Here is a 21487-nt window from a genome sequence, read left to right on the forward strand (position 1 = left end):
ACTATGTGCTTTCGTTTTTTCTCGGTGAGCTCTGTGTCCTCTGTGGCTAAAAATGCACTTCTCAGTGGCTAAGAAAACATGATCCACGGCATCGGCACCGACATCGTCGCTGTCTCCCGCCTCGGCGAGTTCTACGCCCGCCACGGCGAGCGCAGCCTGGACAAGCTGTTGACTCCGGCGGAGCGGGAGGAATTCGCCCGTCTGCCCGAGGCCGGCCAGACCCGTTTCCTGGCCAAGCGCTTCGCCGCCAAGGAAGCCTTCGGCAAGGCCCTGGGTACCGGCATCCGGGCCCCGGTGCTGCTGCCGGCCATCGGCGTCGGCCACGATGCCCTGGGCAAGCCGGTCCTGGAACTGGCCCCGGCCGTTGCCGCCCTGCTGGCCGAGCGCCGGCTGGTAGCCCATCTTTCCCTCAGCGACGAGCAGGATTACGCCGTCGCCTTTGTCATTCTGGAACAGACCCAGCCATGAACGCTCCCCGACAACTGCCCCCGGGCCCGGTGATGATCGACATCCAGGGCCTGGTCCTGACCGATCTGGACCGGGAACGCCTGACCCACCCCCTGGTGGGCGGCCTCATCCTGTTCAGCCGCAATTACGAAAGCCCGGAGCAGCTCAGTGCCCTCTGCGCCGAGGTCAAGGCCCTTCGCAGTCCCCAGTTGCTGATTGCCATCGACCACGAAGGCGGCCGGGTGCAGCGCTGTCGGCCAGGATTCACGGCCATTCCCGCCATGGGCAAGCTGGGCGCCTTGTGGGATGCGGCGCCTGGCGAGGCCATCGCTGCGGCCCAGGACCTGGGCTATGTTCTGGCCGCCGAGCTGCGGGCCCGGGGCGTGGATTTCTCCTTCACTCCGGTGCTGGACCTGGACTACGGCCGCAGCACGGTAATCGGCAGCCGTTCCTTCCACCGCCAGCCCGAAGCCGTGGTGCAACTGGCCGGCGCCCTGATCCAGGGCCTCAGGCAGGCCGGCATGGGCTGCTGCGGCAAGCACTTCCCCGGCCACGGCTGGGTCCAGGCCGACTCCCACGTGGCCATTCCGGTGGATGAGCGGGACTGGGACAAGCTCCTGGCCGACATGGAACCCTTCCGTCGCCTGGCCCTGGATGCGGTCATGCCGGCCCACGTGATTTACCCGGTGGTTGATGAAAAATCTGCTGGATTTTCAAATTACTGGATTAATTATCTGAGAAATAACTTGAAGTTTGACGGTGTCGTTTTCAGCGACGACCTGTCCATGGAAGGAGCCTCCGTCGCCGGTGATGTGGTGGCCCGGGCCCAGGCCGCCTGGAGCGCCGGCTGCGACATGCTGCTGGTGTGCAATGCGCCGGAAGCGGTGGGCCAGTTGCTGGAGCGCTGGCAGCCGGCCCTGGAGCCGGTCCGGGCCGCCCGGGTGCAGCGCCTGCTGCCTCAAAAGCCTGCTTCGGATTGGGCCGATCTCCAGGCCGATCCGGTCTACCAGCGCGGCGTAGCCGCCGCCGGGCGCCTCGCCTGAAACCGGGCAGCCAGGCGGGAGCATTCACCATGATCCGCCGCCTGCTACTGCTCCTGCTTCTCTCCCTTGGCTGGAGCCCGCTGTGGGCCCAGTCCTCCACCGTTCCGCCGCCGCCCCTGCTCCTGGCCGAAACCTACACCGGCCAGGAGGACGTGGCCACCTACTGGGTCAGTGAAAAGCTGGACGGGGTAAGGGCGGTCTGGGACGGCCAGGTGCTGCGCTTTCGCAGCGGCCGCCCGGTGGCGGCGCCGGCCTGGTTTGTCGCGGCGCTGCCGGCCACGCCCCTGGATGGGGAATTGTGGGCCGGGCGCGGCCATTTCGAGCGGCTCTCGGCCACGGTGCGGCGGGAGCTGCCGGACGACGCCGAATGGCGGCAGGTGCGTTACATGGTGTTCGAACTGCCGGGTGGGGAGGGCGGTTTCAGCGAGCGGCTGCAGCGCCTGCAAGCGCTGGTGGCCGGCGCCCGGGTGCCCTGGCTGCAGACGGTGGAGCAGTTCCGCCTGGCGAACAGGGCACAGTTGCTGGCCCGGCTGGAGGAAGTGCGGCGGGGCGGCGGCGAAGGCCTGATGCTGCATCGGGCCGATGCCCCCTATGTCACCGGCCGCAGCGAGGTGCTGCTCAAGGTGAAACCCTGGCTCGATGCGGAGGCCCGGGTGGTGGCCCATTTGCCGGGCAAGGGCCGTTACGCCGGCATGCTGGGGGCGCTGCGGGTGGAGATGCCCGATGGCCGCCGGTTCAGCCTGGGCACGGGCTTTTCCGACCAGGATCGGCGCCAGCCGCCTCCTGTGGGTGCTCTGGTGACCTACCGCTATCGGGAGCTGACGGCCGCCGGCCTGCCCCGTTTTGCCAGCTACTGGCGCTTGCGGCAGGACTTCTGAAGGCCGGGGGGCTGACAGGCAGGCGGGGCGGGGGCTGCGGCGATGCCATGTCGGAGAACGGCTTGGAATAAGCGCCCCGGGCCGGCATGGGGAAATGGCCGCAACCGGTGGGCAAAGAAAAAGGGCTGCCGTAGCAGCCCTTTTTGCTGGAACCCGGGGAAGGATTACTTCACGCGGTTCTTGTACTCGTCGGTGCGGGTGTCGATTTCGATCTTGTCGCCGATTTCCACGAAGGCGGGAACCATCAGCTCGAAGCCGGTGCCGATCTTGGCGGGCTTCAGCACCTTGCCGGAGGTGTCGCCCTTGACGGCGGGTTCGGTGTAGGTCACTTCGCGCACCACGGAGTTGGGCAGTTCGACGGAGATGGCCTTCTCGTTGTAGAACACCACTTCACAGGCCAGGCCGTCTTCCAGGTACTTCAGGGCGTCGGTCATGTTGTCGGCTTCGATGTCGAACTGGTTGTAGTCGGCATCCATGAAGACGTACATGGGATCGGCGAAGTAGGAGTAGGTCACTTCCTTGCGATCCAGCTGGACCACTTCGAACTTTTCGTCGGCCTTGTACACTGCTTCGCTGGCGGCGCCGGTCAGCAGGTTCTTCATCTTCATCTTGACCACGGCAGCGTTGCGGCCGGACTTGTTGTATTCGGTCTTCTGGATCACCAGGGCTTCGGGGCCCACCATGATCACGTTGCCGGAGCGGAGTTCTTGGGCGGTCTTCATCGTCAATCCTGCGGAAAATAATTTGAGGGTCTGGCCAAGGAAGCGAGGGGGCGCAATAAGTTAAAACGCGACCCGAAAGCCCAAGCCAAAAATAAAGCGCGTGATTATAGCTTGTTTCGGCAAAAACGCGCCAAGGATTCCGCCAGGTCCGGGCGATTTTCCTGCAAATCGCTCCATTGGCGGCCGTGGGCCAGCAAGGCCGGCAGCTGCCGCTCGAATGCGGGCCAGCAGGCCCCGGGTTGGGCGGGGTCAAGGCCGTTCCAGGCCCGCCAGAAGGTGCGCAGGGCCTGGGCCGCGGCCGTCTCCAGGCCCTCGCTGTAGGCTTCGAGGAAGGCCTCCAGCTTGGGCTCGTGGGCATTTTCCTCCTGGGGATAGATCTGCCATACCAGGGGCCGGGCGGCCCATTGGGCGCGGACGAAGGAATCCTCGCCGCGGACGAAGTTGAGGTCGCAGGCCCACAGCAGCCGGTCGTAGTCGGCCTGGGGCAGGAAGTCCATCAGCACCAGGCGCAGGGCGCCCACCTGCAGCCGGTCTCCGGCCCGGGTCAGCCGGCCGCCGCTCCAGGCGGTCACTTCCGGCAGGGCCGGCCCCAGGGGCATGAAGCACAGGGTCGGGGAGGGGGCCTGGGCCCAGGCGTCCAGCAGGCTTGCCACGGGGAGGTGGCCGTAGCAGAAGAGGGACACCACCCGTTCCGCCGCCGTGGGGGTGGCGCCGAGGCGCTGCCAGAGCGCCTTTCGGGCCAGGGGATCGGCCTGGAAGTCCTGCCGCTGGCCGATCAGCGCCCGTTCCCGCAGCAGGCCGCCGGTACGGACGTCGAAACCGGGGAAGAAGAAGTACTTGAGCAGGGGCAGGCGCGGGTGGGGCGAGGCCAGGCCGTGGCAGTGGCTGGCCCAGTCCTCCGCCGTCAGGTATTCCAGGTTGATCCACACCGGCGGCCGGGGCGCCCGGGCCATGGCGGCCAGGTAGTTTTCCGGCAGTTCGCAGGCGAAGGCTTCCACCACCACCTGGGCTGCCGCCACCTGGGCGAAATCGCCGGCCCAGCGCTGCACGGTGACGCCGGCCACCGTCTGGCAATCCCGTTCCACCTGCAACTCTGGGCAGAGGCGGGCGAAACTGGCCAGGTCGTCCACCCACAGGCGCACGGCAAAGCCGTGCTCCGCCGCCAGTTGCCGGGCCAGGCGCCAGCAGACGCCGATGTCGCCGTAGTTGTCCACGACGGTGCAGAAAATATCCCAGGACAGGCTGGGGCGGGCGGGCGCCAGAGGCGCCGGGGCGGGGGCTTCCATGGGGCCGCATGGTACCATTTCAGCCTTTCCGCCTCGTTGTCACGGACCCTTTTCCCCATGCTTGCCCCGACCCAGACCTTTTCCACCGACTGTACCGATTGTCCCCGCCTGGCCGCCCATCTGGCCGCCATCCGCCAGCGGGACCCGGACTGGCATGCCCGCCCGGTGCCGTCCTTCGGCAGCCTGGAATCCCGCCTGCTGGTGGTGGGCCTGGGCCCCGGGGAACGGGGTGCCAACCGCACCGGTCGGCCGTTTACCGGCGACATCGCCGGGGAGCTGCTCTATCCCTCCCTGCACAAGTTCGGCTTCGCCACCGAGGCCTGGCCCCTCAATGCGGAAGGGTGGGCCAATACGGGCCTGGAGCTGAAGGACTGCCGCATCACCAACGCGGTGCGCTGCCTGCCGCCCCAGAACAAGCCCCTGCCGGTGGAAATCCGCCAGTGCAACGACTACCTGGGCCAGGAAATCGCCAGCATGCCCAACCTGCAGGCCATCCTCATCCTGGGCGCCGTGGCCCACCAGGCGGTGCTGCGCACCTTCGGCCTGAAGGTGAAGGACTACCCCTTCGGCCATGCCGTGCGCCATGTGCTGCCCGGCGGTGTGGAGACGTTCACCAGCTACCACTGCAGCGGCTACAACACCCGCACCGGGCGCCTCACCACCGAGGGCTTCGAGGCCGTGGTGGGCGCCATCCGCGACAAGCTGGACCGGCTCGGCTGAGGACGCCATGAGCGAGTCTCCGGAAGCAACGGCCCCGGCGGCCGGGCCGGCAGCGCCGGCCTTCGACGCCAAGACCTTCCTGGCGACCCTGACGGACCTGCCGGGGGTCTATCGCATGCTCGACGCCGAGGGCAAGGTGCTCTATGTCGGCAAGGCGAAGAACCTGAAGAAGCGCGTTTCGTCCTATTTCCAGCGCACCGTTTCCAGCCCCCGCATCGCTCTCATGGTGAGCCGCATCTGCGGCATCGACACCACCGTGACCCGCTCCGAGGCCGAGGCCCTGCTGCTGGAAAACAACCTCATCAAGAGCCTGGACCCGCCCTTCAACATCCTCTTCCGGGACGACAAGTCCTACCCCTATGTGCAGCTGACCCGGGATCAATTCCCGCGCCTGGCCTTCTTCCGCGGCGCCCCGGACCGCAAGGCCGACTACTACGGCCCCTTCCCGGCAGCCTCGGTGGTGCGGGACTCCATCCACCTGCTGCAGAAGACCTTCCACCTGCGCACCTGCGAGGATTCGGTCTTCGCCAACCGCTCCCGGCCCTGTCTGCTGTACCAGATCCACCGCTGCAGCGGTCCCTGCGTCGGCCTTATCTCCGCCGAGGATTACGCCAAGGACGTGCAGCTGGCCGCCATGTTCCTCAAGGGCAAGCAGCACGAGGTGATCCAGCGCCTGACCGAAGCCATGGAACAGGCCTCCATGGCCCTGGCCTTCGAACAGGCCGCGGTGCTGCGGGACCGCATCCAGGGCCTGCGCCGCATCCAGGAAAAACAGTACGTGGACAGCGGCCGCGACGAGGATGCGGACGTGGTGGTGGCGGTGCAGGAGTCGGGCATGCTCTGCCTCAACCTGGCCATGATCCGCGGCGGCCAGCACCTGGGCGACAAGCCCCTGTTTCCCAAGAATGCGGCGGATTGCGAGCCGGCCGAGGCCATCGCCGCCTTCCTCGACCAGCATTACCGGGAACATCCCATTCCCGCCCGCATCCTGGTCAATGTGCCGCCGGCGGACGAAGAGGCGGCCGAGAGCCTGGCGGCCCTGGCCGAGCGGCCGGTGCCGATCCAGGAACCGCGCCAGACGGCCCACCGCATGTGGGTGGAAATGGCGGTGCAGAACGCCCGCATCGCCATCGCCTCGCGCCGGGCCACCCTGTCCATGCAGGGACAGCGCCTGGAAGCCCTGCAGGAAGCCCTGGGCCTGGCGGAGCTGCCGCAGCGCATCGAGTGCTTCGACATCAGCCACACCCAGGGTGAAGCCACCGTGGCCTCCTGCGTGGTGTACCAGGGCAACGGCATGCGCAAGTCCGAATACCGGCGCTACAACATCCGCGACATCCAGAAGGGCGACGACTACGCCGCCATGCGCCAGGCCGTCTCCCGGCGCTACGACAAGGTGGCGGTGGGGGAGGGCGTCTGTCCGGACCTGATCCTCATCGACGGCGGCAAGGGCCAGGTCGGCGTCGCCTACAGCGCCCTGGAGGAACTGGGGCTGACCCATGTGCCCATGATCGGCGTCGCCAAAGGCGTGGAGCGCAAGGTCGGGCTGGAACAACTGATCTTTCCCGACGGGCGAAAGCCGTTACAATTGCCCTCGACACACCCGGCCTTGCACCTGATCCAGGAAATCCGCGACGAGTCCCACCGTTTCGCCGTTTCCGGACACCGCGCCCAGCGCGGCAAGGCCCGCAGGACTTCGACCCTGGAGGAAATCCCCGGGGTCGGCCCGACCCGGCGCAAGGCCCTGATCGCCCATTTCGGCGGACTCCAGGGCATCGCCGGCGCAAGCGTGGACCGGCTGGCCGAAGTGCCTGGCATCAGTCGGGATCTGGCGGAACGAATCTATTCGGCGTTGCACTGAATGCCCTTCAACATACCTATCCTTCTCACCTGGCTGCGCATCGTCCTGATCCCCCTGCTGATCGGCATCTACTACGTGCCCGAATCCTGGGCCAGCCTGCAGGAGCGCAACCTGATCGCCACCCTGGTCTTCGTCGTGGCCGGCCTCACCGACTGGTTCGACGGCTATCTGGCCCGGGCCCTCAACCAGACTTCGGCCTTCGGCGCCTTCCTCGATCCGGTGGCGGACAAGCTGATGGTGGCCACGGCCCTCATCATGCTGGTGCAGCTGGATCGCACCAACGCGGTCATCGCCGCCGTCATCATCGGCCGGGAAATCACCATTTCCGCCCTGCGCGAGTGGATGGCCCAGATCGGCGCCTCGAAAAGCGTGGCCGTGTCCATGATCGGCAAGATCAAGACCACCGCCCAGATGGCCGCCATTCCCCTGCTGTTGCTGCAGGAGCCGGTGGCCGGCATCGACGTCATGGCCGCCGGTACGTGGTTGATTTATATCGCCGCCGTGCTGACCCTGTGGTCCATGGGTTACTACATGCGCATGGCCTGGCCGCAAATCGTCCAGCACGCGGAAAAATAATTGCCGTCGCAGAACTGTTGACAGGCCCGCGAAAGGCCTTATAATGCGGACCTCGTTGATTGCAGCACTGATCAACACGACGCGGGAATAGCTCAGTTGGTAGAGCGCAACCTTGCCAAGGTTGAGGTCGAGAGTTCGAGACTCTTTTCCCGCTCCAGAATTCCAGGAGAGAGCTGACCGCTTTCTTCAGCAGCAGTAAGAATGTTTCTGGCGCGATAGCAAAGCGGTTATGCACCGGATTGCAAATCCGTGTAGGTCGGTTCGACTCCGGCTCGCGCCTCCAGGTTGAAAAGTAATACGCGGGAGTAGCTCAGTTGGTAGAGCGCAACCTTGCCAAGGTTGAGGTCGAGAGTTCGAGACTCTTCTCCCGCTCCAGTTTCACCAAGGCCGGATCGATGTCCGGCCGGCAGTAAAAAGCTTCATGCGGGAATAGCTCAGTTGGTAGAGCGCAACCTTGCCAAGGTTGAGGTCGAGAGTTCGAGACTCTTTTCCCGCTCCAAATTGAAAAGGGCAGTGCGCAAGCACTGCCCTTTTTGCATTCAGGCTCCCGCCGCAGCTTTTCCCCGGGCCGATTCTCTTCCCGCACTTTCCCGTTGCATCATCTACAGTTAGGTAGACGCGTCGGCGGGAGTCTCCCATGGGCATCAAACCGATCAGCAACGGCAATATGTTCGCCATCGTGGCGCGCACCAATCTGGCCGCCAGATTGGGATTGCAGTCCCAGCCCGCGGCACCGGTCGCCGGCGACAAGGGCGACAGTCAGAACCCGGCCCAAGCGCCGTCTCCCGTCGTCAACGGGCAAGGGCAGGTGACCGGCAGGATCATCGATACCCAGGCCTGAAAGCCTCGCCGTTTGGCGTTCTGGCTGCCCCGCCCGGCGGGAAGCCGCTATAATCCTGCCTTTCGCATCCGCCCGGGTGGTGAAATTGGTATACACAGCGGACTTAAAATCCGCCGCCGCAAGGCTTACGGGTTCAAGTCCCGTCCCGGGCACCACGACGCCTGGCACCCAATTGATCATCTTTGAACTCTCCTGCGAGCAGGAGCACCGCTTTGAAGGCTGGTTCCGATCCGCCGAGGACTATCAGTCCCAGCAGGAACGGGGCCTGGTCACCTGTCCCCACTGCAATTCCCACCAGATCCGCAAGATCCCGGCCGGCATCCACCTGGCTCAGGGCGGTGAAGGGGCGGCGCCGGCGGCTGAGGCTCCGCCTGCGACCGTGGAGACCTCCCTTTCGCCTCTGACTGCCTATCGCCAGGTGGTGGATTTCCTCATGAGCGTCAGCGACGATGTGGGCTCGGCCTTTGCCGAGGAGGCCCGCAAGATGCACAACGAGGAAGCACCCCGGCGCTCCATCCGGGGCCAGGCTTCGGACGAGGAATTCGCCGAACTGGAGGAGGAGGGGATCGGCGTCTTCCGCCTGCCCCTGCCGAAAAAGGAAGACCTCAATTGATCGTCACCAATCAGGCCCTGACCATGGCCGTGGTGATTCGCCACGACGGCCAGCAGGTGACCCTGGTGCCCATGCGCAGCGGCAAGCTGACGGCCCAGCGGCTCCTGGCCAGCCAGTTCAACCATGACTGGCAGACTTTCGATTATCCCCTGGAAAAGGCGGTGCAGAGCTTTCTCGCCCACGCCCGGGACCATGGCGCCTCGAAGGAAGTCCTGAACGGCCTGGAGCGCCTGGCCAAGCGGGACCAGGACGTGGTGGCGAGCCTGTTCTAGGGCGTCTCAGCTCTTGCCGCGCAGGATGCGCGGTTTCGGGTCCTGCAGGATCAGGGTGGGGTGGGAGAAGGGCGCCAGCCTTTCCAGGAAGTCCAGCATCTCCAGCACCGGCGAATTGCGGAAGAAACGGGCCGCCGGCGTGTCCATCCAGATGCGGTCGGCGTAGGCGTAAATCTCGTGGGGGGTGTCGCCCCAGCCGTCGCCGTTGCGGTCGAACCCCTGATAGTCGTCCCAGTAGTTGCCCAGCCAGAAGTCGTTCTGCTGATCCCCCGCATTGCTGGCCATGACCTGCCACAGATTGTTCTCGAAGCGGTTGGCGATGGCGATGTGGCCGCCCCGTTCGCCGTAGAAATTGACCCCGGTGACGTTGTGGGCCAGGCGGTTGCGGTGCAGGACGATGCGGTTGAGGGGATGGGAAGGGGAGTCGGCCATGATGCCGACGGCGCAATGGATGATGTCGTTGTCTTCCACCAGGATGGCCGCCGTCTCCTTCAGGGCGATGCCGGCGCCGGAGGCGTCCATGGCGTGCAGGACCCGGTTGCGGCGCAGGATGGCGCCTTCCGAATTCATGATGACGATGCCGGTGGAGTTGCGCTCCAGCACGTTGTCCTCGATGCGGCTGCGGTTGGCGAAGAGGAAGTTCATGCCGCGCCGGCTGTCCCGGATGGTGTTGCGGCGGAAGTGGTTGCGCGGGGCGTTGGTGATGGTCAGGTCCCGGGTCTGGGCAATGTCGTTATCCTCGATCAGGTTGCCGGCGCTGTACCACAGGCGCAGGGCATCGCCCCGGTCGGCCGAATCCACGTTGAAGGAGCGGATGCGGTTGCGGCGCAGGATGTTGTGGTCCGACTGCTTGAGGGAAATGCCGAAGAGGCTGGCCTCGATCACGTTGCCTTCGATCAGGTTGCCGTGGCCTTCGATGCTGATGGCCGCATCCAGCTGGTCGTGGGAATCGCCGCTGCCCACCAGGCGCAGTCCCTTGAGGCTGGCGCCGCTGGCCCTGAGACTGAGGATGGTGCCGTGGCCACCGTTGTCGATGGTCACCTTGCCCTTGCCGTCCACATGCAGGGGCTTGTCGATGCGTACCGGCCCGGCATAGACGCCCGGTGGCGGCACCAGGACGCCACCGGCGGGAGTGGCGTCGATCCAGGGTTGCAGGGGAGGGAGCGGAGCCGCCGTCGCGGTCGTGGCGGCCAGTAGCAGCGCGGCCAGCCACAGGCAGGGGCAACGGCGGAGAAATCTCATGCGGCGGGAGGCTCGGCCGGGGGCGGCGCCCACAGGCACTTGCCCTTGCTTTCCTTGTTGATGCCGGCCAGCACCTGCTCGTGGGCGGCCAGCTCTTCGATGCTGGCCCGCAGGACCCGGGTGGGGCGGCGCTGGCCCGTGCTCATGGCGATTTCCGCGGCGGCGGCCGGTGCCTGGCCCAGGTCGATCATCAGGCTTTCCTGACCCCGGGTCATGGCTACATAGACTTCGGCCAGAATCTCCGCATCGAGCAAGGCGCCGTGCAGGGTGCGGTGGGAGTTGTCCACCTCGTAGCGGTCGCACAGGGCGTTGAGGTTGTTCTTCTTGCCCGGGTGCATCTCCTTGGCCATCTTCAGGGTGTCCACCACCCCGGAGCAGACCTCGCCGACGGGCGGCAGCTTGAGGCGGGCCAGCTCGGCATTGAGGAAGCCCACGTCGAAGGCCGCGTTGTGGATCACCAGTTCGGCGCCGCGGATGAAGTCGAGGAACTCGGCGGCGATGGCGGCGAACTTGGGCTTGTCCGCCAGGAATTCCAGGCTGATGCCGTGCACCGCCTGGGCGCCTTCGTCGATGGCCCGTTCCGGGTTGATGTACTTGTGGAAATGGCGGTTGGTGAGACGGCGGTTGACCATCTCCACCCCGGCCACTTCGATGATGCGGTGCCCCTGCTTGTGCTCCAGGCCCGTGGTTTCCGTATCTAGAAATATCTGACGCATGACGTTTCCGATGTTAGGCAAGGGCGGCCGGTTTATCTGCCGCCTAGATCAAATCCGTTGAATATGGGGCTTCAGGCGCTCTGGCGCAGGTCCTCGATGCCCCGGTTGGCCAGCTCGTCGGCCCGTTCGTTGCCCGGATTGCCAGCATGGCCCTTGACCCAGGTCCACTCCACCTGGAACTGTCTGGCCAGAACGTCCAGCTCCTGCCACAGGTCCGCGTTCTTCACCGGCTTCTTGTCGGCGGTGCGCCAGCCGTTGCGCTTCCAGTTGTGGATCCAGGCGCTGATGCCTTGCTGCACGTACTTGGAGTCGGTGTACAGCTTCACCGGCACCGGCCGCTTCAGGGCCTCCAGGGCGCGGATGACGGCAGTCAGCTCCATGCGGTTGTTGGTGGTGTCCCGTTCGCCGCCCCACAGCTCCTTCTCGTGGGCGCCGGCGCGCATGAAGACGCCCCAGCCGCCCGGCCCCGGATTGCCCTTGCAGGCGCCGTCGGCATAGATTTCCACAGTTGCCTCATTGGCCATTGTCGTTCGCTTCCTTCTGAGTGATGGGCGCCAGGGCCTTGGCCCGCGCCTTGCGTTCTTTCCAGGCCGGCAGCACCAGGCGCATGCCCGGCACCCGCTTCACCGCCCGCAGCAGGTAGGTGCCGCCGGCAAACCCCCACCAGCGGTCGCCGGCCGGCTCCATGAAGTGGCAGCGCTGCAGCCATTTGCTTTGTTCGAAGGGCGGGGCGTAGCAGCCGAAATTGCCCCGGTCCACCTCGAAGCCCAGCAGGGCCAGCCAGTCCTTCAGGCGCAGCACCGAGAGATAGTTGCCGTTCCAGGGGAAGAGTCCCTCCCGCTGGCCCGGCAGGTAGCGGCGCAGGCCCCACAGGGAAAGGGGGTTGAAACCGGCGATGACCACCTGGCCTTCGGGAATCAGCACCCGCTCCACCTCCCGCAGCATCTGGTGCGGGTCCGGCAGGAATTCCAGGACATGGGGCAAAACCACCAGATCGAGGGAAGCGCTGGCGAAGGGCAGTTGGCGCAGGTCGCAGCGCACATCCACCAGGCCGGACTCGCCGGCCTTCAGGCGCAGGGGAATGCGGTTGTCCCGCAGGTAGTCCACCTGGGGCAGGCCCAGCTGCAGGGCGTGGAAGCCGAAGATGTCCGCCACCAGGGCGTCGATCTTGGTCTGCTCCCATTCGAGTACGTAGCTCCCCTGGGGGGATTGCAGCCAGGCATCGAGTCCGGGAATTGACATGGGAACGCGGTCCGCCAATAGTGCGTGTATGGAAACTAGTCTACCTGCTTGCGCGCCCCTGCGGGGCATCTCGGCCATTCCGGCCTTCAAGGACAACTACATCTGGCTGCTGCAGCGCGGCGACCGGGCCCTGGTGGTGGACCCGGGCGATGCCGCACCGGTGCAGGCAATCCTGGCCCGGGAAGGACTCCGGCTGGAGGCCATCCTGCTCACCCACCACCATGCCGACCACAGCGGCGGCGTTGCCGCCCTGGCGGGCGACGGGGTGCGGGTCCTGGGACCGGCGGCGGAGTCTATCACAGGCGTCGGCGAGCCGCTGCGGGGTGGGGAGCGCCTGGAATTCGCCGACCTGGGCCTGCAGTTGCAGGTGCTCGCCGTGCCGGGTCATACCCGGGGTCACCTGGCCTATTACGGCCAGTGGGAAGGGGCGCCAGTACTCTTTTGTGGCGACACCCTCTTCGGCGCCGGCTGCGGGCGGCTGTTCGAGGGCACCCCGGCCCAGATGGCCCATTCCCTGGGCCTCCTGGCGGCGCTGCCGCCCCAGACCGCGGTCTACTGCGCCCACGAATACACGGCGGCCAACCTGGATTTCGCCCTGGCGGTGGAACCGGGCAACCGGGCCCTGGCCGAGCGGGTGCGGAAGGTGGCCGCCATGCGCCAGGCCGGGCAGGCCACCGTGCCCCTCTGTCTGGCGGAGGAGCTGGCGACCAATCCTTTCCTGCGTTGCGGCGAGGCGGAAGTGCGGGCCAGCGCCGAGAGACAGGCGGGCCAAGCGCTGGCGGATGAAGTGGCGGTGTTTGCCGCCCTGCGGGAGTGGAAAAACCACTTCTGACCCGGCGCCGGGTGGCGGCAGGTCAGGGGAAGGTCAGGCCCGGCTGAGGGCCTCGAGCACCTTGGCGGCGTTGAAGGGCTTGACCACGAAGCCGTTGGCGCCCAGTTCCAGGGCTTCCTGGACGTTTTCCTTGCTGGCGTTGCCGGTGATCATGATCACCGACACCTGGGGGAAGTCCCGCTTGATTGTCTTCAGGGTTTCCAGGCCATTCATTTCCGGCATGATGACGTCGAGGCAGACCACGTCGGGCGTCATGCGCTCCACCATTTCCAGGGCCTGGATGCCGTTGCGGGCCTCGCCCACCACTTGGTAGTCCTCGTTGCGCAGGATGCCGCGCAGCAGGGCGCGCATGACATCGTTGTCATCAACGATGAGAATTTTCGGGTGACGCTGACTCATGGAGCTGGGCAGGGAGCAGGGGCGGTGGACATGCGGCAGACCTGGTTGCGGCCGGCCTGCTTGGCTTGGTAGAGGGCCTGGTCGGCAGCCAGGAGCAGGGCTTCCGGGCTGGTTTCGGGGCTGGCGACGAAGGCCGAGACGCCGCAGCTGATGGTCACCTGGCCGTGATGGGAACCGGCATGGGGCATCTTCAGCTGGGCCACGCTGTGGCGCATGCGCTCGGCGACGAAGGCAGCGCCGCCCAGCTTGGTGTCCGGCAGGATGATGGAAAATTCCTCGCCGCCGTAGCGGGCCAGGAGGTCGCCGCCCCGCTCCATGGCCTTGGCCATGGCCGAAGCCACCTTCTTCAGGCATTCGTCACCGGCCTGGTGGCCGTAGGTGTCGTTGAATTTCTTGAAGAAATCCACGTCGCACATGACGATGGCCAGCTCCGTGCCCTGGCGCATGGAGCGGCGCCATTCCCGTTCCAGGGCCTCGTCGAACATGCGGCGGTTGGCCACACCGGTGAGGCCGTCCACGGCGGAGAGGCGCTTCAGCTCCTGGTTGGCCGCATCCAGTTTGCGCGTCAGCACCAGCAGGGAGTGGCGCATCTGCACGATGCGCTGCATGGCGCGGATCTTGGCCCGCAGCACCACGTCGCTGACCGGCTTCTGCAGGTAGTCGTCACCGCCGGCGGCGATGCCCTTTTCCAGGTCGGCGTCGCCGCTCATGGCGGTGAGGAAGATGATGGGGGTCCATTCGCCCGGCTTTTCCAGGTCCCGGATGCGCCGGGCCACGGTGTAGCCGTCCATGTCCGGCAGCACCACGTCGAGCAGCACCAGGTCGGGGCGTTCGGACTGGAACAGTTCGATGGCCTGGGCGCCGCAGGACGCCGGAACCGGAATGTTGCCGAGTCTTTCCAGATGGTGGCAAACCACAGCCAGTGAGGTTTTGGCGTCCTCGACGACAAGGGTTTTCATATTGTTTTTGTACGGCCCGGGCGGGTGAGTGGAATCGGTGGTGCATTTTATCCCTTTGGCCTGCTTCCGGGGGGCGCATTCCGTCACGTTCGTCCCGAACCTGGTCCCGGGCCGAGTAAAATGGCGGCTCCCGCCTGTCTGCATTTTTCCGGAACCTTCATGACCGACACCCTGTTGCTGATTCTTACCGTCCTCGCCCTGCTGATTCTCGGCGGTCTGGTGCTTCTTCTCCTGCGCAGCCGCGAGCGGCAGGATGCCGCCCTGGCCCTGGCGCCCCAGTTCGCCGCCGTGGACGGCGCCCTGGCCCGGCAGGAGCGGGCCCTGCGCGAGGAACTGGCGGCCATCCGCCAGGAATCTGCCCTGGAAGCCCGGCGCGGCCGGGAGGAACAGAGCGAGGCCCTGGTGCGCCTGACCCAGGCCCTGGGCAGCCAGGTTGGCCAGCTGGGCCAGTTGCAGGCCCAGCAGTTGGAAGTGTTCGCCCAGCAGCTGGCCCGCAGCCGCCAGGAGGCCGCCGCCGAATCCCACCAGGGACGGGAGGCCCAGGCCCAGGGCCTGGCCCGCCTGGCCGAATCCCTCAACGCCCAGGTAGGCCAGTTCGGCCAGACCCAGGGCCAGCACCTGGAAGCCTTCGCCCAGCAGCTGGCCCAGGTTTCCCAGGCCCTGGACCAGCGCTTCGAGCAGCTGCGCCAGGTGGTGGAAGCGCGGCTGGTGGCCCTGCAGGCGGATAACGCCGGCAAGCTGGAGGAGATGCGCAAGACCGTGGACGAAAAGCTCCACGCCACCCTGGAACAGCGCCTGGGCGAATCCTTCAAGCTGGTTTCGGACCGGCTGGAGCAGGTGCATCGGGGCCTGGGGGAAATGCAGACCCTGGCCGCCGGCGTCGGCGACCTGAAAAAGGTGCTGACCAACGTCAAGACCCGGGGCTCCTGGGGCGAAGTGCAGCTGTCCAATCTGCTGGAGCAGATCCTGACGCCGGAGCAGTACGCCACCAACGTCATCACCCGGCCCCGCAGCAACGACCGGGTGGAGTTCGCCATCCGCCTGCCGGGCAAGGGCGACGGTCTGGCCGATGCGCCGGTGTGGCTGCCCATCGATGCCAAGTTCCCCATCGAGGATTACCAGAAGTTGCAGGACGCCCAGGAGCGGGCCGACGCGGCCGGGGTGGAGGAGGCCGCCAAGGCCCTGGAAAACCGCCTCAAGCTGGAGGCCAAGAGCATCCGCGAGAAATACGTGGAGCCGCCCCACACCACGGATTTCGCCCTGCTCTACCTGCCCATCGAAGGCCTCTACGCCGAGGCCCTGCGCCGGCCGGGCCTGGCGGAGATGCTGCAGCGGGAATACCGGGTTTCCCTCTCCGGCCCCACCACCCTGACGGCCATGCTCAACAGCCTGCAGATGGGCTTCCGTACCCTGGCCATCGAAAAGCGCTCCTCCGAGGTGTGGTCGGTGCTGGGGGCGGTGAAGACCGAGTTCGGCAAGTTCGGCGAGGCCCTGGCGGCCACCAAGAAGAAGCTGGAGCAGGCCACCAACAGCATCGGCGCCGCCGAAGTGCGTACCCGCCAGATCGAGCGCAAATTGAAGAGCGTGGAGGCCCTGCCTTCGGGAGAGGCGTCCGGCCTGCTTTCCGGGCTGGAGAGCCTGGAAGTGCCCGAGGATAGCCAGGAGTAGGGCAGGCATGGCCGAAAGCCCCGTCCCTGCTGCCTTGCAGGCCGCCTATCGGGCCACCACCTACCGGGTTTGGCTGCCCGAGGGGGCCGTCGATCTGCGGGTGGGCGAGGCGAGCCCCGCCCTGGCGGCCTACGTGGCGGCCCGGGGCGGGCGGGCCTGGATGGTGGTGACTGCCAGCAATCCGGCCTCCGAGCCCCTCGGCGAGGCTGCCAATCTGGCCCGGCAGCGGGCCCTGGCCGGGCTGCTGCACAGCCTGGGCCTGCCGGCCCTGGCGGCGGAAAACCTGGCCGACGATGGCCAATGGCCGGCAGAAGCCGGCTTTTTCGTCACGGCGCCGGTCTTGGACCGGGAACTGGCCCTGGCCCTGGGGCACCACATGGGCCAGAACGCCGTCCTGTTCGGCGTTGCCCAAGGCGATGCCGGCACCCCGGACACCATCCCGGAACTGCTGTGGTGCCGGGACGAGACCCCGCCCGAAGCGGCGGGCTAGGCGGCTTCAGCCCTGGTGGCGGCGGATGAAGTCGCGCACCTGGGGATAGATCACTTCGCGCCAGCGGCGGCCGCTGAAAATGCCGTAGTGGCCGACGCCGGGGCAGAGGAAGTGGGCCCGCTGGGCCGCCTCCAGGGAGGCGCACAGGTCGTGGGCGGCATGGGTCTGGCCGGGGGCGGAAATGTCGTCCAGTTCCCCCTCCACGGTCATCAGGGCGGTACGGCGGATGGCCGCCGGGTCCACCGTCCGGCCGTGCACCACCAGGCGGCCTTCCGGCAGGTAGTGGTTGAGGAAGACCCGTTCCAGGGTTTCCAGGTAATACTCGGCCGGCAGGTCCATCACCGCGTTGTATTCGTCGTAGAACTTGCGGTGGGCCTCGGCCGAATCGCCGTCGCCTTCGATCAGGTGGTTGTAGAAGTCCAGGTGGGCGTCCACGTGCCGGTCCTGGTTCATGGAAACGAAGCCGGCGTGCTGCAGGAAGCCCGGATAGACCCGGCGCAGGGCGCCCGGGTACTTGGTCGGCACCCGGGTGATGACCTTGGTCTCGAACCACAGCCGGGTGTGCTTCTTGGCGTAGTCGTTCACCGCCGTTGGATTGATGCTGGTGTCGATGGGGCCGCCCATCATGGTCATGGAGCGGGGCTGGCAGGGATCGTCGTCGGCCGCCAGCAGGGAAATGGCGGCCAGCACCGGCACGGTGGGCTGGCAGACGGAGATGACATGGACCTCCGGCCCCAGGTGGCGGATGAAGTCCTGGATATAGCTGACGTAGTCATCGAAGCGGAAGGGGCCGTGGGCCAGGGAGACCTGGCGGGCGTCGATCCAGTCGGTGACATAGACGTCGTGGTCCGGCAGCAGGGCCCGCACCGTGTCCCGCAGCAGGGTGGCGTAATGGCCGGAGAGGGGCGCGCAAAGCAGCACCTTGGGCGCCGTCTGGCCGCTCTGGCGGACGAAATGGAGCAGATTGCAGAAGGGCTTGTGCAAGGCCACCGCTTCGCTGACGGCCACCTCCCGGCCCTCCACCGTGGTGCGGTCGAGGCCGAAGGCGGGTTTGTCGTAGCGGCGGATGAGGCGCGCCATCAGCTCGGAACCGGCGGCGATGCGGGAGCTTTCCGGCAGGTAGGAGAGGGCGGAGAAGGGATTGGCGAAGAGCTGCTGGGTGGTTTCGGCCCACAGGCGCAGGGGGGTCAGCATGGAGTGCTGGAATTCGTGCAGGTCGTAGAGCATGGGGGGAGTAACCTATGATTATTGTCGTACCGGGAATTCCCGGACATGGCCGGATTCTAATGAAAAATCCGTCAGTTGGATGACCGGGCAGGGCGCCGCAGTGAATTAGTCCATGTCCGGGAGGCAACGGAGCGGCTAGAATGGCCGACAAACATCAAGGGGGCCGACATGGCACTGCAAAAGATCGGACGTTTCGAAATCCGGCGCGAACTGGGTAGGGGAGCCCAAAGTGTGGTTTACCTGGCGTATGACCCGCAGCTGGAGCGCGAGATCGCCATCAAAACCTTGCACTTTTCCCGTCCCGACGCGGCCCAGAATGCCGCCCTGCTGGCGGAGGCGCGTACCGTCAGCCAGCTGCGACATGCCAATATCGTACCGATTTTCGAGGCGGGCGAAGAAGACGGCGATCTTTACCTGGTTTTCCAGTATGTGCCCGGCAAGAACCTGGCCCAGTACCTGAAGGATGCGGGGGCCCTCTCCCCGGTCAAGGCCGTCACCCTGATGCGCTCCATCCTGGAGGCGGTGGCCTGTGCCCACGAACAGGGCATCATCCACCGGGACCTGAAGCCTTCCAACATCCTCCTGGACGAGGACGGCATTCCCCAGGTCATGGACTTCGGCATTGCCGCCCGCATCGAGGACCTGGACAGCAAGCAGGGCGACTTCACCGGCACCCCGGCCTACATGGCGCCCGAGTACATCGAATCGCGTACGGTGGGAGTGCGGGGCGACATCTTCGCCGCCGGCCTGGTGCTCTACGAGCTGCTGACCGGCCGCCGCGCCATCCAGGGCAGCGATCCCTTCCAGGTGATGCGGCGCATCACCCAGGAGGATCTGCGCCTGCCAAGCGAGGTCAGCCTGGATGAGCGCATCGTGGACGTGCTGTACAAGGCCACGGCGCGCAATCCCCTCAACCGCTACGAATCCGTCGCCCAGTTCCTGCAGGCCCTGGATAGCTACCTGGACCCGGTGGAGGAGGAGGGCGCCGCCACTGGCGGCAAGCAGAGCACCCTGGATTTCCTGCTGCGGCGCATGCGGCACAAGAGCGATTTCCCCGCCCTCTCCGAATCGGTCAGCGCCATCAACAAGATCGCCACTTCCGAGACGGAGAGCATCGCCCGGCTGTCCATGACCATCCTCAAGGACTTCGCCCTCACCAACAAGATCCTACGCCTGGTCAATTCGGCCTATTACCGGCAGGCCGGCGGCGGCAACATCAGCACCGTGTCCCGGGCGGTGATCGTGCTCGGCTTCGATGCGGTGCGCAATATTGCCATCACCGTGCTCCTCTTCGAGCACCTGCAGAACAAGTCCAACGCGGCCCAGCTCAAGGACGAGTTCCTGCGGGCCAATCTGGCCGGCATCCTGGCTAAGGACATCGGCACCCTGACCAGCACCCGGGATGTGGAGCAGGCCTTCATCTGCGCCATGTTCCACAACCTGGGCCGCCTGCTGTGCCAGTACTACTTCCCCGAGGAAAGCGAGGAAGTGAAGAAGCTCATGGGGCAGAAGGAGATCGGCGAGGAGGCCGCCTCCCTGCAGGTGCTGGGCATGTCCTACGAGGAACTGGGCATCGGCGTCGCCCGTACCTGGGGCTTCCCGCCCCTGATCGTCAACAGCATGCGCAAGCTGCCCGGCGGCAATGTGCGCCTGCCCAGCACCCCGGAGGACAAGCTGCGGGTGCTGGCGGCCTATGCCAACGAGCTGTGCCTGATCATCGCCCAGGCCGGCCCCGACGAGCGGGCCCGGGAACTGAAGAAGCTGGCGGCCCGCTTCGGCGACAGCGTCAAGGTGGAAGAGCGGGACCTGCGCAGCACCATCGAGAAGTCCATCGAACAGGTCAAGGAATTCGCCAGCATCATCCGCCTCAACCTGCAGCAGACCGCCTTCGGCCGGCAATTGCGGGAATGGATGGGGGAGAAGCCGGCCGCTTCGGCCGCCGGCGAGGACGATTCCAGCATGGCCGGCACCATCCTCAGCGAACAGCTGGGCGGCGAGCTGCTGCCCGCCGCGGTGGTGGGCGAGGGGCAGGCGCCGGATTCGGCGACGGCCCAGGCCATCCTCACCGCCGGCATCCAGGACATTTCCAACACCCTGGTGGAGGAATACAAGCTCAACGACATCCTGCGCATCATCCTGGAAACCATGTACCGGGCCATGGGCTTCAAGCGGGTCATCCTGTGCATCAAGGACGCCCGCCACAACACCATGCAGGGCCGCTTCGGCTTCGGCCCAGACACCACGGAGATCGCCCGGCAGTTCCGCTTTCCCCTGAGCTTTTCGCCGGACATCTTCCACGCCGCCATTTCCAAGGGCGTGGACATCCTCATCAGCGACACCAACGACCCCAAGATCAAGCCCCGCATCCCGGACTGGTTCCGCAAGGTGCTGACCTCGGAAACCTTCGTCCTCTTCCCCCTGACCATCAAGGGCAATCCGGTGGCCATGATCTATGCCGACAAGGACGGTGCCGGGGACATCGTCATCCCGGAAAAGGAGCTGTCCCTGCTGCGCACCCTGCGCAACCAGGCCCTGCTGGCGATCAAGCAGTCCATTTAAGGGGGGCGGGCGCCCTCAGACGGCAATAAAAAAGGCCGGGAATTCCCGGCCTTTTCGTTTTCAGCGATGGCTTACCAGAGCTTCCACCAGGGTTCGACCCGGTTCAGGCCCCGGGTGTAATAGACGCTGTTGGGGTAGTTCTTGCGCATCACCCGCTCCGCATCGTCGCGCAGGTCGATCATGCCCATTTCGTCGTAGGCCTTGACCATGATGAAGAGGGCCTCCTCGATGGCCGGGGCGTCCGGGTAGTTCTTGATGGCGCTCTGGGCCCGGTTGGCAGCGGCCACATAGGCCTTGCGCTTCATGTAGTAGCGGGCCACATGCACCTCGTTGGCGGCCATGGCGCTGACCAGGTACTTCATGCGCTGCACCGCATCGGGGGTGTATTTGCTGTCGGGGAAACGGCTGGAGAGGGTCTTGAAGGCGTCGAAGGACTCGCGCATGCCCTTGGGGTCGCGCTCCGTCTGGTCCTGCATGCTGACGTGGCCCATCATGCCCAGGTCCTCGTTGAAGGTGACCAGGCCTTTCAGGTAGTAGATGTAATCCACATTGGGGTGGTCCGGATGCAGCTTGACGAAGCGGTCGCAGGCGGCGATGGCGGAGGCCGTTTCGCCGGACTTGAAGTAGGCGTAGGCCACTTCGATCTGGGCCTGCTGGGCATAGCGGCCGTAGGGATAGCGGGATTCCAGCTTCTCGAAATACTTCACGGCCTTGTCCCACGACCCCTCGCTCATGGCCTCCTTGGCCTGGGTGTAGAGCTTGTTGGCGGACCAGCCGGCGGTCTCGTCCTTTTGTTCCGGCAGCAGGCCGCAACCGGAAAGGGAGAGCAAGGCGGCGAAAATCAGAGCTAAAGCCGGTAAACTACGCATGATGAACAGTCCAAAAACGAAAGCCAAG

General features: G+C 65.9%; 23 protein-coding genes and 5 tRNA genes. 18 read left to right on the forward strand and 10 right to left on the reverse strand.

Going from position 1 to position 21487, the window contains the following annotated elements:
* Nucleotides 1-78 precede the first annotated feature (78 nt).
* Genes acpS through EV678_RS03210 form a run of 3 tightly spaced genes read left to right on the forward strand, consistent with a single transcriptional unit; the run spans nt 79 to nt 2368 of the window.
* On the forward strand, nt 79-468 hold the full coding sequence (gene acpS, locus EV678_RS03200) for a holo-ACP synthase (RefSeq protein ID WP_014237516.1): 390 nt from the start codon (nt 79-81) through the stop codon (nt 466-468).
* Nucleotides 465-1490 carry a beta-N-acetylhexosaminidase gene (gene nagZ, locus EV678_RS03205; RefSeq protein WP_130458493.1) on the forward strand — a complete coding sequence of 342 codons (1026 nt, stop codon included), beginning with the start codon at nt 465-467 and terminating at the stop codon, nt 1488-1490. Before acpS ends, nagZ begins: the two co-directional genes overlap by 4 nt.
* A gap of 29 nt (nt 1491-1519) precedes the next feature.
* Nucleotides 1520-2368, forward strand: coding sequence for a DNA ligase (locus tag EV678_RS03210; protein WP_130458494.1), 849 nt, complete (start codon nt 1520-1522; stop codon nt 2366-2368).
* A gap of 164 nt (nt 2369-2532) precedes the next feature.
* On the opposite strand, the gene efp is transcribed toward EV678_RS03210, so the two are convergent.
* Both efp and earP read right to left on the reverse strand, forming a co-directional pair.
* Entirely contained in the window at nt 2533-3090 is a 558-nt protein-coding gene (efp, locus tag EV678_RS03215) for an elongation factor P (protein ID WP_014237519.1), read from the reverse strand.
* A gap of 104 nt (nt 3091-3194) precedes the next feature.
* Nucleotides 3195-4376 carry an elongation factor P maturation arginine rhamnosyltransferase EarP gene (earP, locus tag EV678_RS03220; protein WP_165397442.1) on the reverse strand — a complete coding sequence of 394 codons (1182 nt, stop codon included), beginning with the start codon at nt 4374-4376 and terminating at the stop codon, nt 3195-3197.
* 57 nt (nt 4377-4433) lie between these two features.
* Here earP and EV678_RS03225 point away from each other — a divergent pair, with 57 nt between their 5' ends.
* The 11 genes from EV678_RS03225 (at nt 4434) to EV678_RS03275 (ending at nt 9256) form a co-directional block, all read left to right on the forward strand.
* Nucleotides 4434-5096 carry a uracil-DNA glycosylase gene (locus EV678_RS03225; protein WP_130458496.1) on the forward strand — a complete coding sequence of 221 codons (663 nt, stop codon included), beginning with the start codon at nt 4434-4436 and terminating at the stop codon, nt 5094-5096.
* Between the two features lie 7 nt (nt 5097-5103).
* Complete coding sequence (gene uvrC, locus EV678_RS03230; protein WP_130458497.1) at nt 5104-6954, forward strand: excinuclease ABC subunit UvrC; 1851 nt, start codon at nt 5104-5106, stop codon at nt 6952-6954.
* On the forward strand, nt 6955-7530 hold the full coding sequence (gene pgsA, locus EV678_RS03235) for a CDP-diacylglycerol--glycerol-3-phosphate 3-phosphatidyltransferase (protein ID WP_014237523.1): 576 nt from the start codon (nt 6955-6957) through the stop codon (nt 7528-7530).
* An 81-nt stretch (nt 7531-7611) separates the two neighbouring features.
* Nucleotides 7612-7687 (forward strand) — tRNA-Gly (locus EV678_RS03240).
* A gap of 52 nt (nt 7688-7739) precedes the next feature.
* Nucleotides 7740-7813: transfer RNA gene (locus tag EV678_RS03245), tRNA-Cys, on the forward strand.
* Between the two features lie 16 nt (nt 7814-7829).
* Nucleotides 7830-7905: transfer RNA gene (locus EV678_RS03250), tRNA-Gly, on the forward strand.
* Nucleotides 7906-7953: 48 nt separating this feature from the next.
* Nucleotides 7954-8029 (forward strand) — tRNA-Gly (locus EV678_RS03255).
* A 138-nt stretch (nt 8030-8167) separates the two neighbouring features.
* On the forward strand, nt 8168-8371 hold the full coding sequence (locus EV678_RS03260; protein ID WP_130458498.1) for a hypothetical protein: 204 nt from the start codon (nt 8168-8170) through the stop codon (nt 8369-8371).
* A 70-nt stretch (nt 8372-8441) separates the two neighbouring features.
* A tRNA-Leu gene (locus EV678_RS03265) sits at nt 8442-8526 on the forward strand.
* 17 nt (nt 8527-8543) lie between these two features.
* On the forward strand, nt 8544-8984 hold the full coding sequence (locus tag EV678_RS03270; RefSeq protein ID WP_130458499.1) for a DUF1178 family protein: 441 nt from the start codon (nt 8544-8546) through the stop codon (nt 8982-8984).
* Nucleotides 8981-9256 carry a DUF2795 domain-containing protein gene (locus EV678_RS03275; protein WP_130458500.1) on the forward strand — a complete coding sequence of 92 codons (276 nt, stop codon included), beginning with the start codon at nt 8981-8983 and terminating at the stop codon, nt 9254-9256. The genes EV678_RS03270 and EV678_RS03275 overlap by 4 nt, the downstream gene beginning before the upstream one ends.
* 6 nt (nt 9257-9262) lie before the next feature.
* Here the strand turns inward: EV678_RS03275 and nosD are convergent, their stop codons facing one another.
* The 4 genes from nosD to EV678_RS03295 all read right to left on the reverse strand — a co-directional run bounded on the left by nosD (nt 9263) and on the right by EV678_RS03295 (nt 12456).
* The gene (gene nosD, locus EV678_RS03280) at nt 9263-10498 is read right to left on the reverse strand and encodes a nitrous oxide reductase family maturation protein NosD (RefSeq protein WP_130458501.1); all 1236 of its coding nucleotides are present in this window, start codon (nt 10496-10498) and stop codon (nt 9263-9265) included.
* Nucleotides 10495-11214: a DNA polymerase III subunit epsilon gene (gene dnaQ, locus EV678_RS03285; protein ID WP_130458502.1), complete on the reverse strand. Its 720-nt coding sequence runs from the start codon at nt 11212-11214 to the stop codon at nt 10495-10497. The genes nosD and dnaQ overlap by 4 nt, the downstream gene beginning before the upstream one ends.
* Before the next feature lie 71 nt (nt 11215-11285).
* Entirely contained in the window at nt 11286-11738 is a 453-nt protein-coding gene (gene rnhA / locus EV678_RS03290) for a ribonuclease HI (RefSeq protein ID WP_014237529.1), read from the reverse strand.
* Nucleotides 11728-12456 (reverse strand): class I SAM-dependent methyltransferase, encoded by a 729-nt coding sequence (locus EV678_RS03295; RefSeq protein ID WP_014237530.1) that lies wholly within the window; start codon nt 12454-12456, stop codon nt 11728-11730. The genes rnhA and EV678_RS03295 overlap by 11 nt, the downstream gene beginning before the upstream one ends.
* A 28-nt stretch (nt 12457-12484) precedes the next feature.
* On the opposite strand from EV678_RS03295, the gene gloB reads away from it, so the two are divergent.
* Nucleotides 12485-13288, forward strand: a complete 804-nt coding sequence (gene gloB / locus EV678_RS03300; RefSeq protein ID WP_130458503.1) for a hydroxyacylglutathione hydrolase — start codon at nt 12485-12487, stop codon at nt 13286-13288.
* A 33-nt stretch (nt 13289-13321) separates the two neighbouring features.
* Here gloB and EV678_RS03305 read toward each other — a convergent pair whose 3' ends face one another.
* Nucleotides 13322-13687 carry a response regulator transcription factor gene (locus EV678_RS03305; protein ID WP_014237532.1) on the reverse strand — a complete coding sequence of 122 codons (366 nt, stop codon included), beginning with the start codon at nt 13685-13687 and terminating at the stop codon, nt 13322-13324.
* Entirely contained in the window at nt 13684-14646 is a 963-nt protein-coding gene (locus EV678_RS03310; protein WP_014237533.1) for a diguanylate cyclase domain-containing protein, read from the reverse strand. Before EV678_RS03310 ends, EV678_RS03305 begins: the two co-directional genes overlap by 4 nt.
* A 159-nt stretch (nt 14647-14805) precedes the next feature.
* Between EV678_RS03310 and EV678_RS03315 the strand changes: the two genes are divergently transcribed.
* Together EV678_RS03315 and EV678_RS03320 are read left to right on the forward strand one after the other, a co-directional pair.
* Nucleotides 14806-16314, forward strand: coding sequence for a DNA recombination protein RmuC (locus EV678_RS03315; protein WP_130458504.1), 1509 nt, complete (start codon nt 14806-14808; stop codon nt 16312-16314).
* A gap of 7 nt (nt 16315-16321) precedes the next feature.
* A complete protein-coding gene (locus EV678_RS03320) occupies nt 16322-16804 on the forward strand; it encodes a DUF3293 domain-containing protein (protein WP_130458505.1) in 483 nt (160 codons plus the stop codon).
* A gap of 6 nt (nt 16805-16810) precedes the next feature.
* Here the strand turns inward: EV678_RS03320 and EV678_RS03325 are convergent, their stop codons facing one another.
* Nucleotides 16811-18031, reverse strand: a complete 1221-nt coding sequence (locus tag EV678_RS03325) for a polyhydroxyalkanoate depolymerase (RefSeq protein WP_130458506.1) — start codon at nt 18029-18031, stop codon at nt 16811-16813.
* Nucleotides 18032-18199: 168 nt separating this feature from the next.
* On the opposite strand from EV678_RS03325, the gene EV678_RS03330 reads away from it, so the two are divergent.
* Nucleotides 18200-20590, forward strand: a complete 2391-nt coding sequence (locus tag EV678_RS03330; protein WP_130458507.1) for a serine/threonine protein kinase — start codon at nt 18200-18202, stop codon at nt 20588-20590.
* A gap of 71 nt (nt 20591-20661) precedes the next feature.
* Here the strand turns inward: EV678_RS03330 and EV678_RS03335 are convergent, their stop codons facing one another.
* Nucleotides 20662-21459, reverse strand: coding sequence for an outer membrane protein assembly factor BamD (locus tag EV678_RS03335; RefSeq protein ID WP_014237563.1), 798 nt, complete (start codon nt 21457-21459; stop codon nt 20662-20664).
* Nucleotides 21460-21487 lie beyond the last annotated feature (28 nt).

This window comes from Azospira oryzae (assembly GCF_004217225.1).
Lineage (GTDB): Bacteria > Pseudomonadota > Gammaproteobacteria > Burkholderiales > Rhodocyclaceae > Azospira > Azospira oryzae.

Bases quoted from the DNA above. Each gene is read 5' to 3' on its own strand.
- acpS (WP_014237516.1), top strand. From the start codon at position 79: ATGATCCACGGCATCGGCACCGACATCGTCGCTGTCTCCCGCCTCGGC.
- nagZ (WP_130458493.1), top strand. From the start codon at position 465: ATGAACGCTCCCCGACAACTGCCCCCGGGCCCGGTGATGATCGACATC.
- EV678_RS03210 (WP_130458494.1), top strand. From the start codon at position 1,520: ATGATCCGCCGCCTGCTACTGCTCCTGCTTCTCTCCCTTGGCTGGAGC.
- efp (WP_014237519.1), bottom strand. From the start codon at position 3,090: ATGAAGACCGCCCAAGAACTCCGCTCCGGCAACGTGATCATGGTGGGC.
- earP (WP_165397442.1), bottom strand. From the start codon at position 4,376: ATGGAAGCCCCCGCCCCGGCGCCTCTGGCGCCCGCCCGCCCCAGCCTG.
- EV678_RS03225 (WP_130458496.1), top strand. From the start codon at position 4,434: ATGCTTGCCCCGACCCAGACCTTTTCCACCGACTGTACCGATTGTCCC.
- uvrC (WP_130458497.1), top strand. From the start codon at position 5,104: ATGAGCGAGTCTCCGGAAGCAACGGCCCCGGCGGCCGGGCCGGCAGCG.
- pgsA (WP_014237523.1), top strand. From the start codon at position 6,955: ATGCCCTTCAACATACCTATCCTTCTCACCTGGCTGCGCATCGTCCTG.
- EV678_RS03260 (WP_130458498.1), top strand. From the start codon at position 8,168: ATGGGCATCAAACCGATCAGCAACGGCAATATGTTCGCCATCGTGGCG.
- nosD (WP_130458501.1), bottom strand. From the start codon at position 10,498: ATGAGATTTCTCCGCCGTTGCCCCTGCCTGTGGCTGGCCGCGCTGCTA.
- dnaQ (WP_130458502.1), bottom strand. From the start codon at position 11,214: ATGCGTCAGATATTTCTAGATACGGAAACCACGGGCCTGGAGCACAAG.
- rnhA (WP_014237529.1), bottom strand. From the start codon at position 11,738: ATGGCCAATGAGGCAACTGTGGAAATCTATGCCGACGGCGCCTGCAAG.
- EV678_RS03295 (WP_014237530.1), bottom strand. From the start codon at position 12,456: ATGTCAATTCCCGGACTCGATGCCTGGCTGCAATCCCCCCAGGGGAGC.
- gloB (WP_130458503.1), top strand. From the start codon at position 12,485: ATGGAAACTAGTCTACCTGCTTGCGCGCCCCTGCGGGGCATCTCGGCC.
- EV678_RS03305 (WP_014237532.1), bottom strand. From the start codon at position 13,687: ATGAGTCAGCGTCACCCGAAAATTCTCATCGTTGATGACAACGATGTC.
- EV678_RS03310 (WP_014237533.1), bottom strand. From the start codon at position 14,646: ATGAAAACCCTTGTCGTCGAGGACGCCAAAACCTCACTGGCTGTGGTT.
- EV678_RS03315 (WP_130458504.1), top strand. From the start codon at position 14,806: ATGACCGACACCCTGTTGCTGATTCTTACCGTCCTCGCCCTGCTGATT.
- EV678_RS03320 (WP_130458505.1), top strand. From the start codon at position 16,322: ATGGCCGAAAGCCCCGTCCCTGCTGCCTTGCAGGCCGCCTATCGGGCC.
- EV678_RS03325 (WP_130458506.1), bottom strand. From the start codon at position 18,031: ATGCTCTACGACCTGCACGAATTCCAGCACTCCATGCTGACCCCCCTG.
- EV678_RS03330 (WP_130458507.1), top strand. From the start codon at position 18,200: ATGGCACTGCAAAAGATCGGACGTTTCGAAATCCGGCGCGAACTGGGT.
- EV678_RS03335 (WP_014237563.1), bottom strand. From the start codon at position 21,459: ATGCGTAGTTTACCGGCTTTAGCTCTGATTTTCGCCGCCTTGCTCTCC.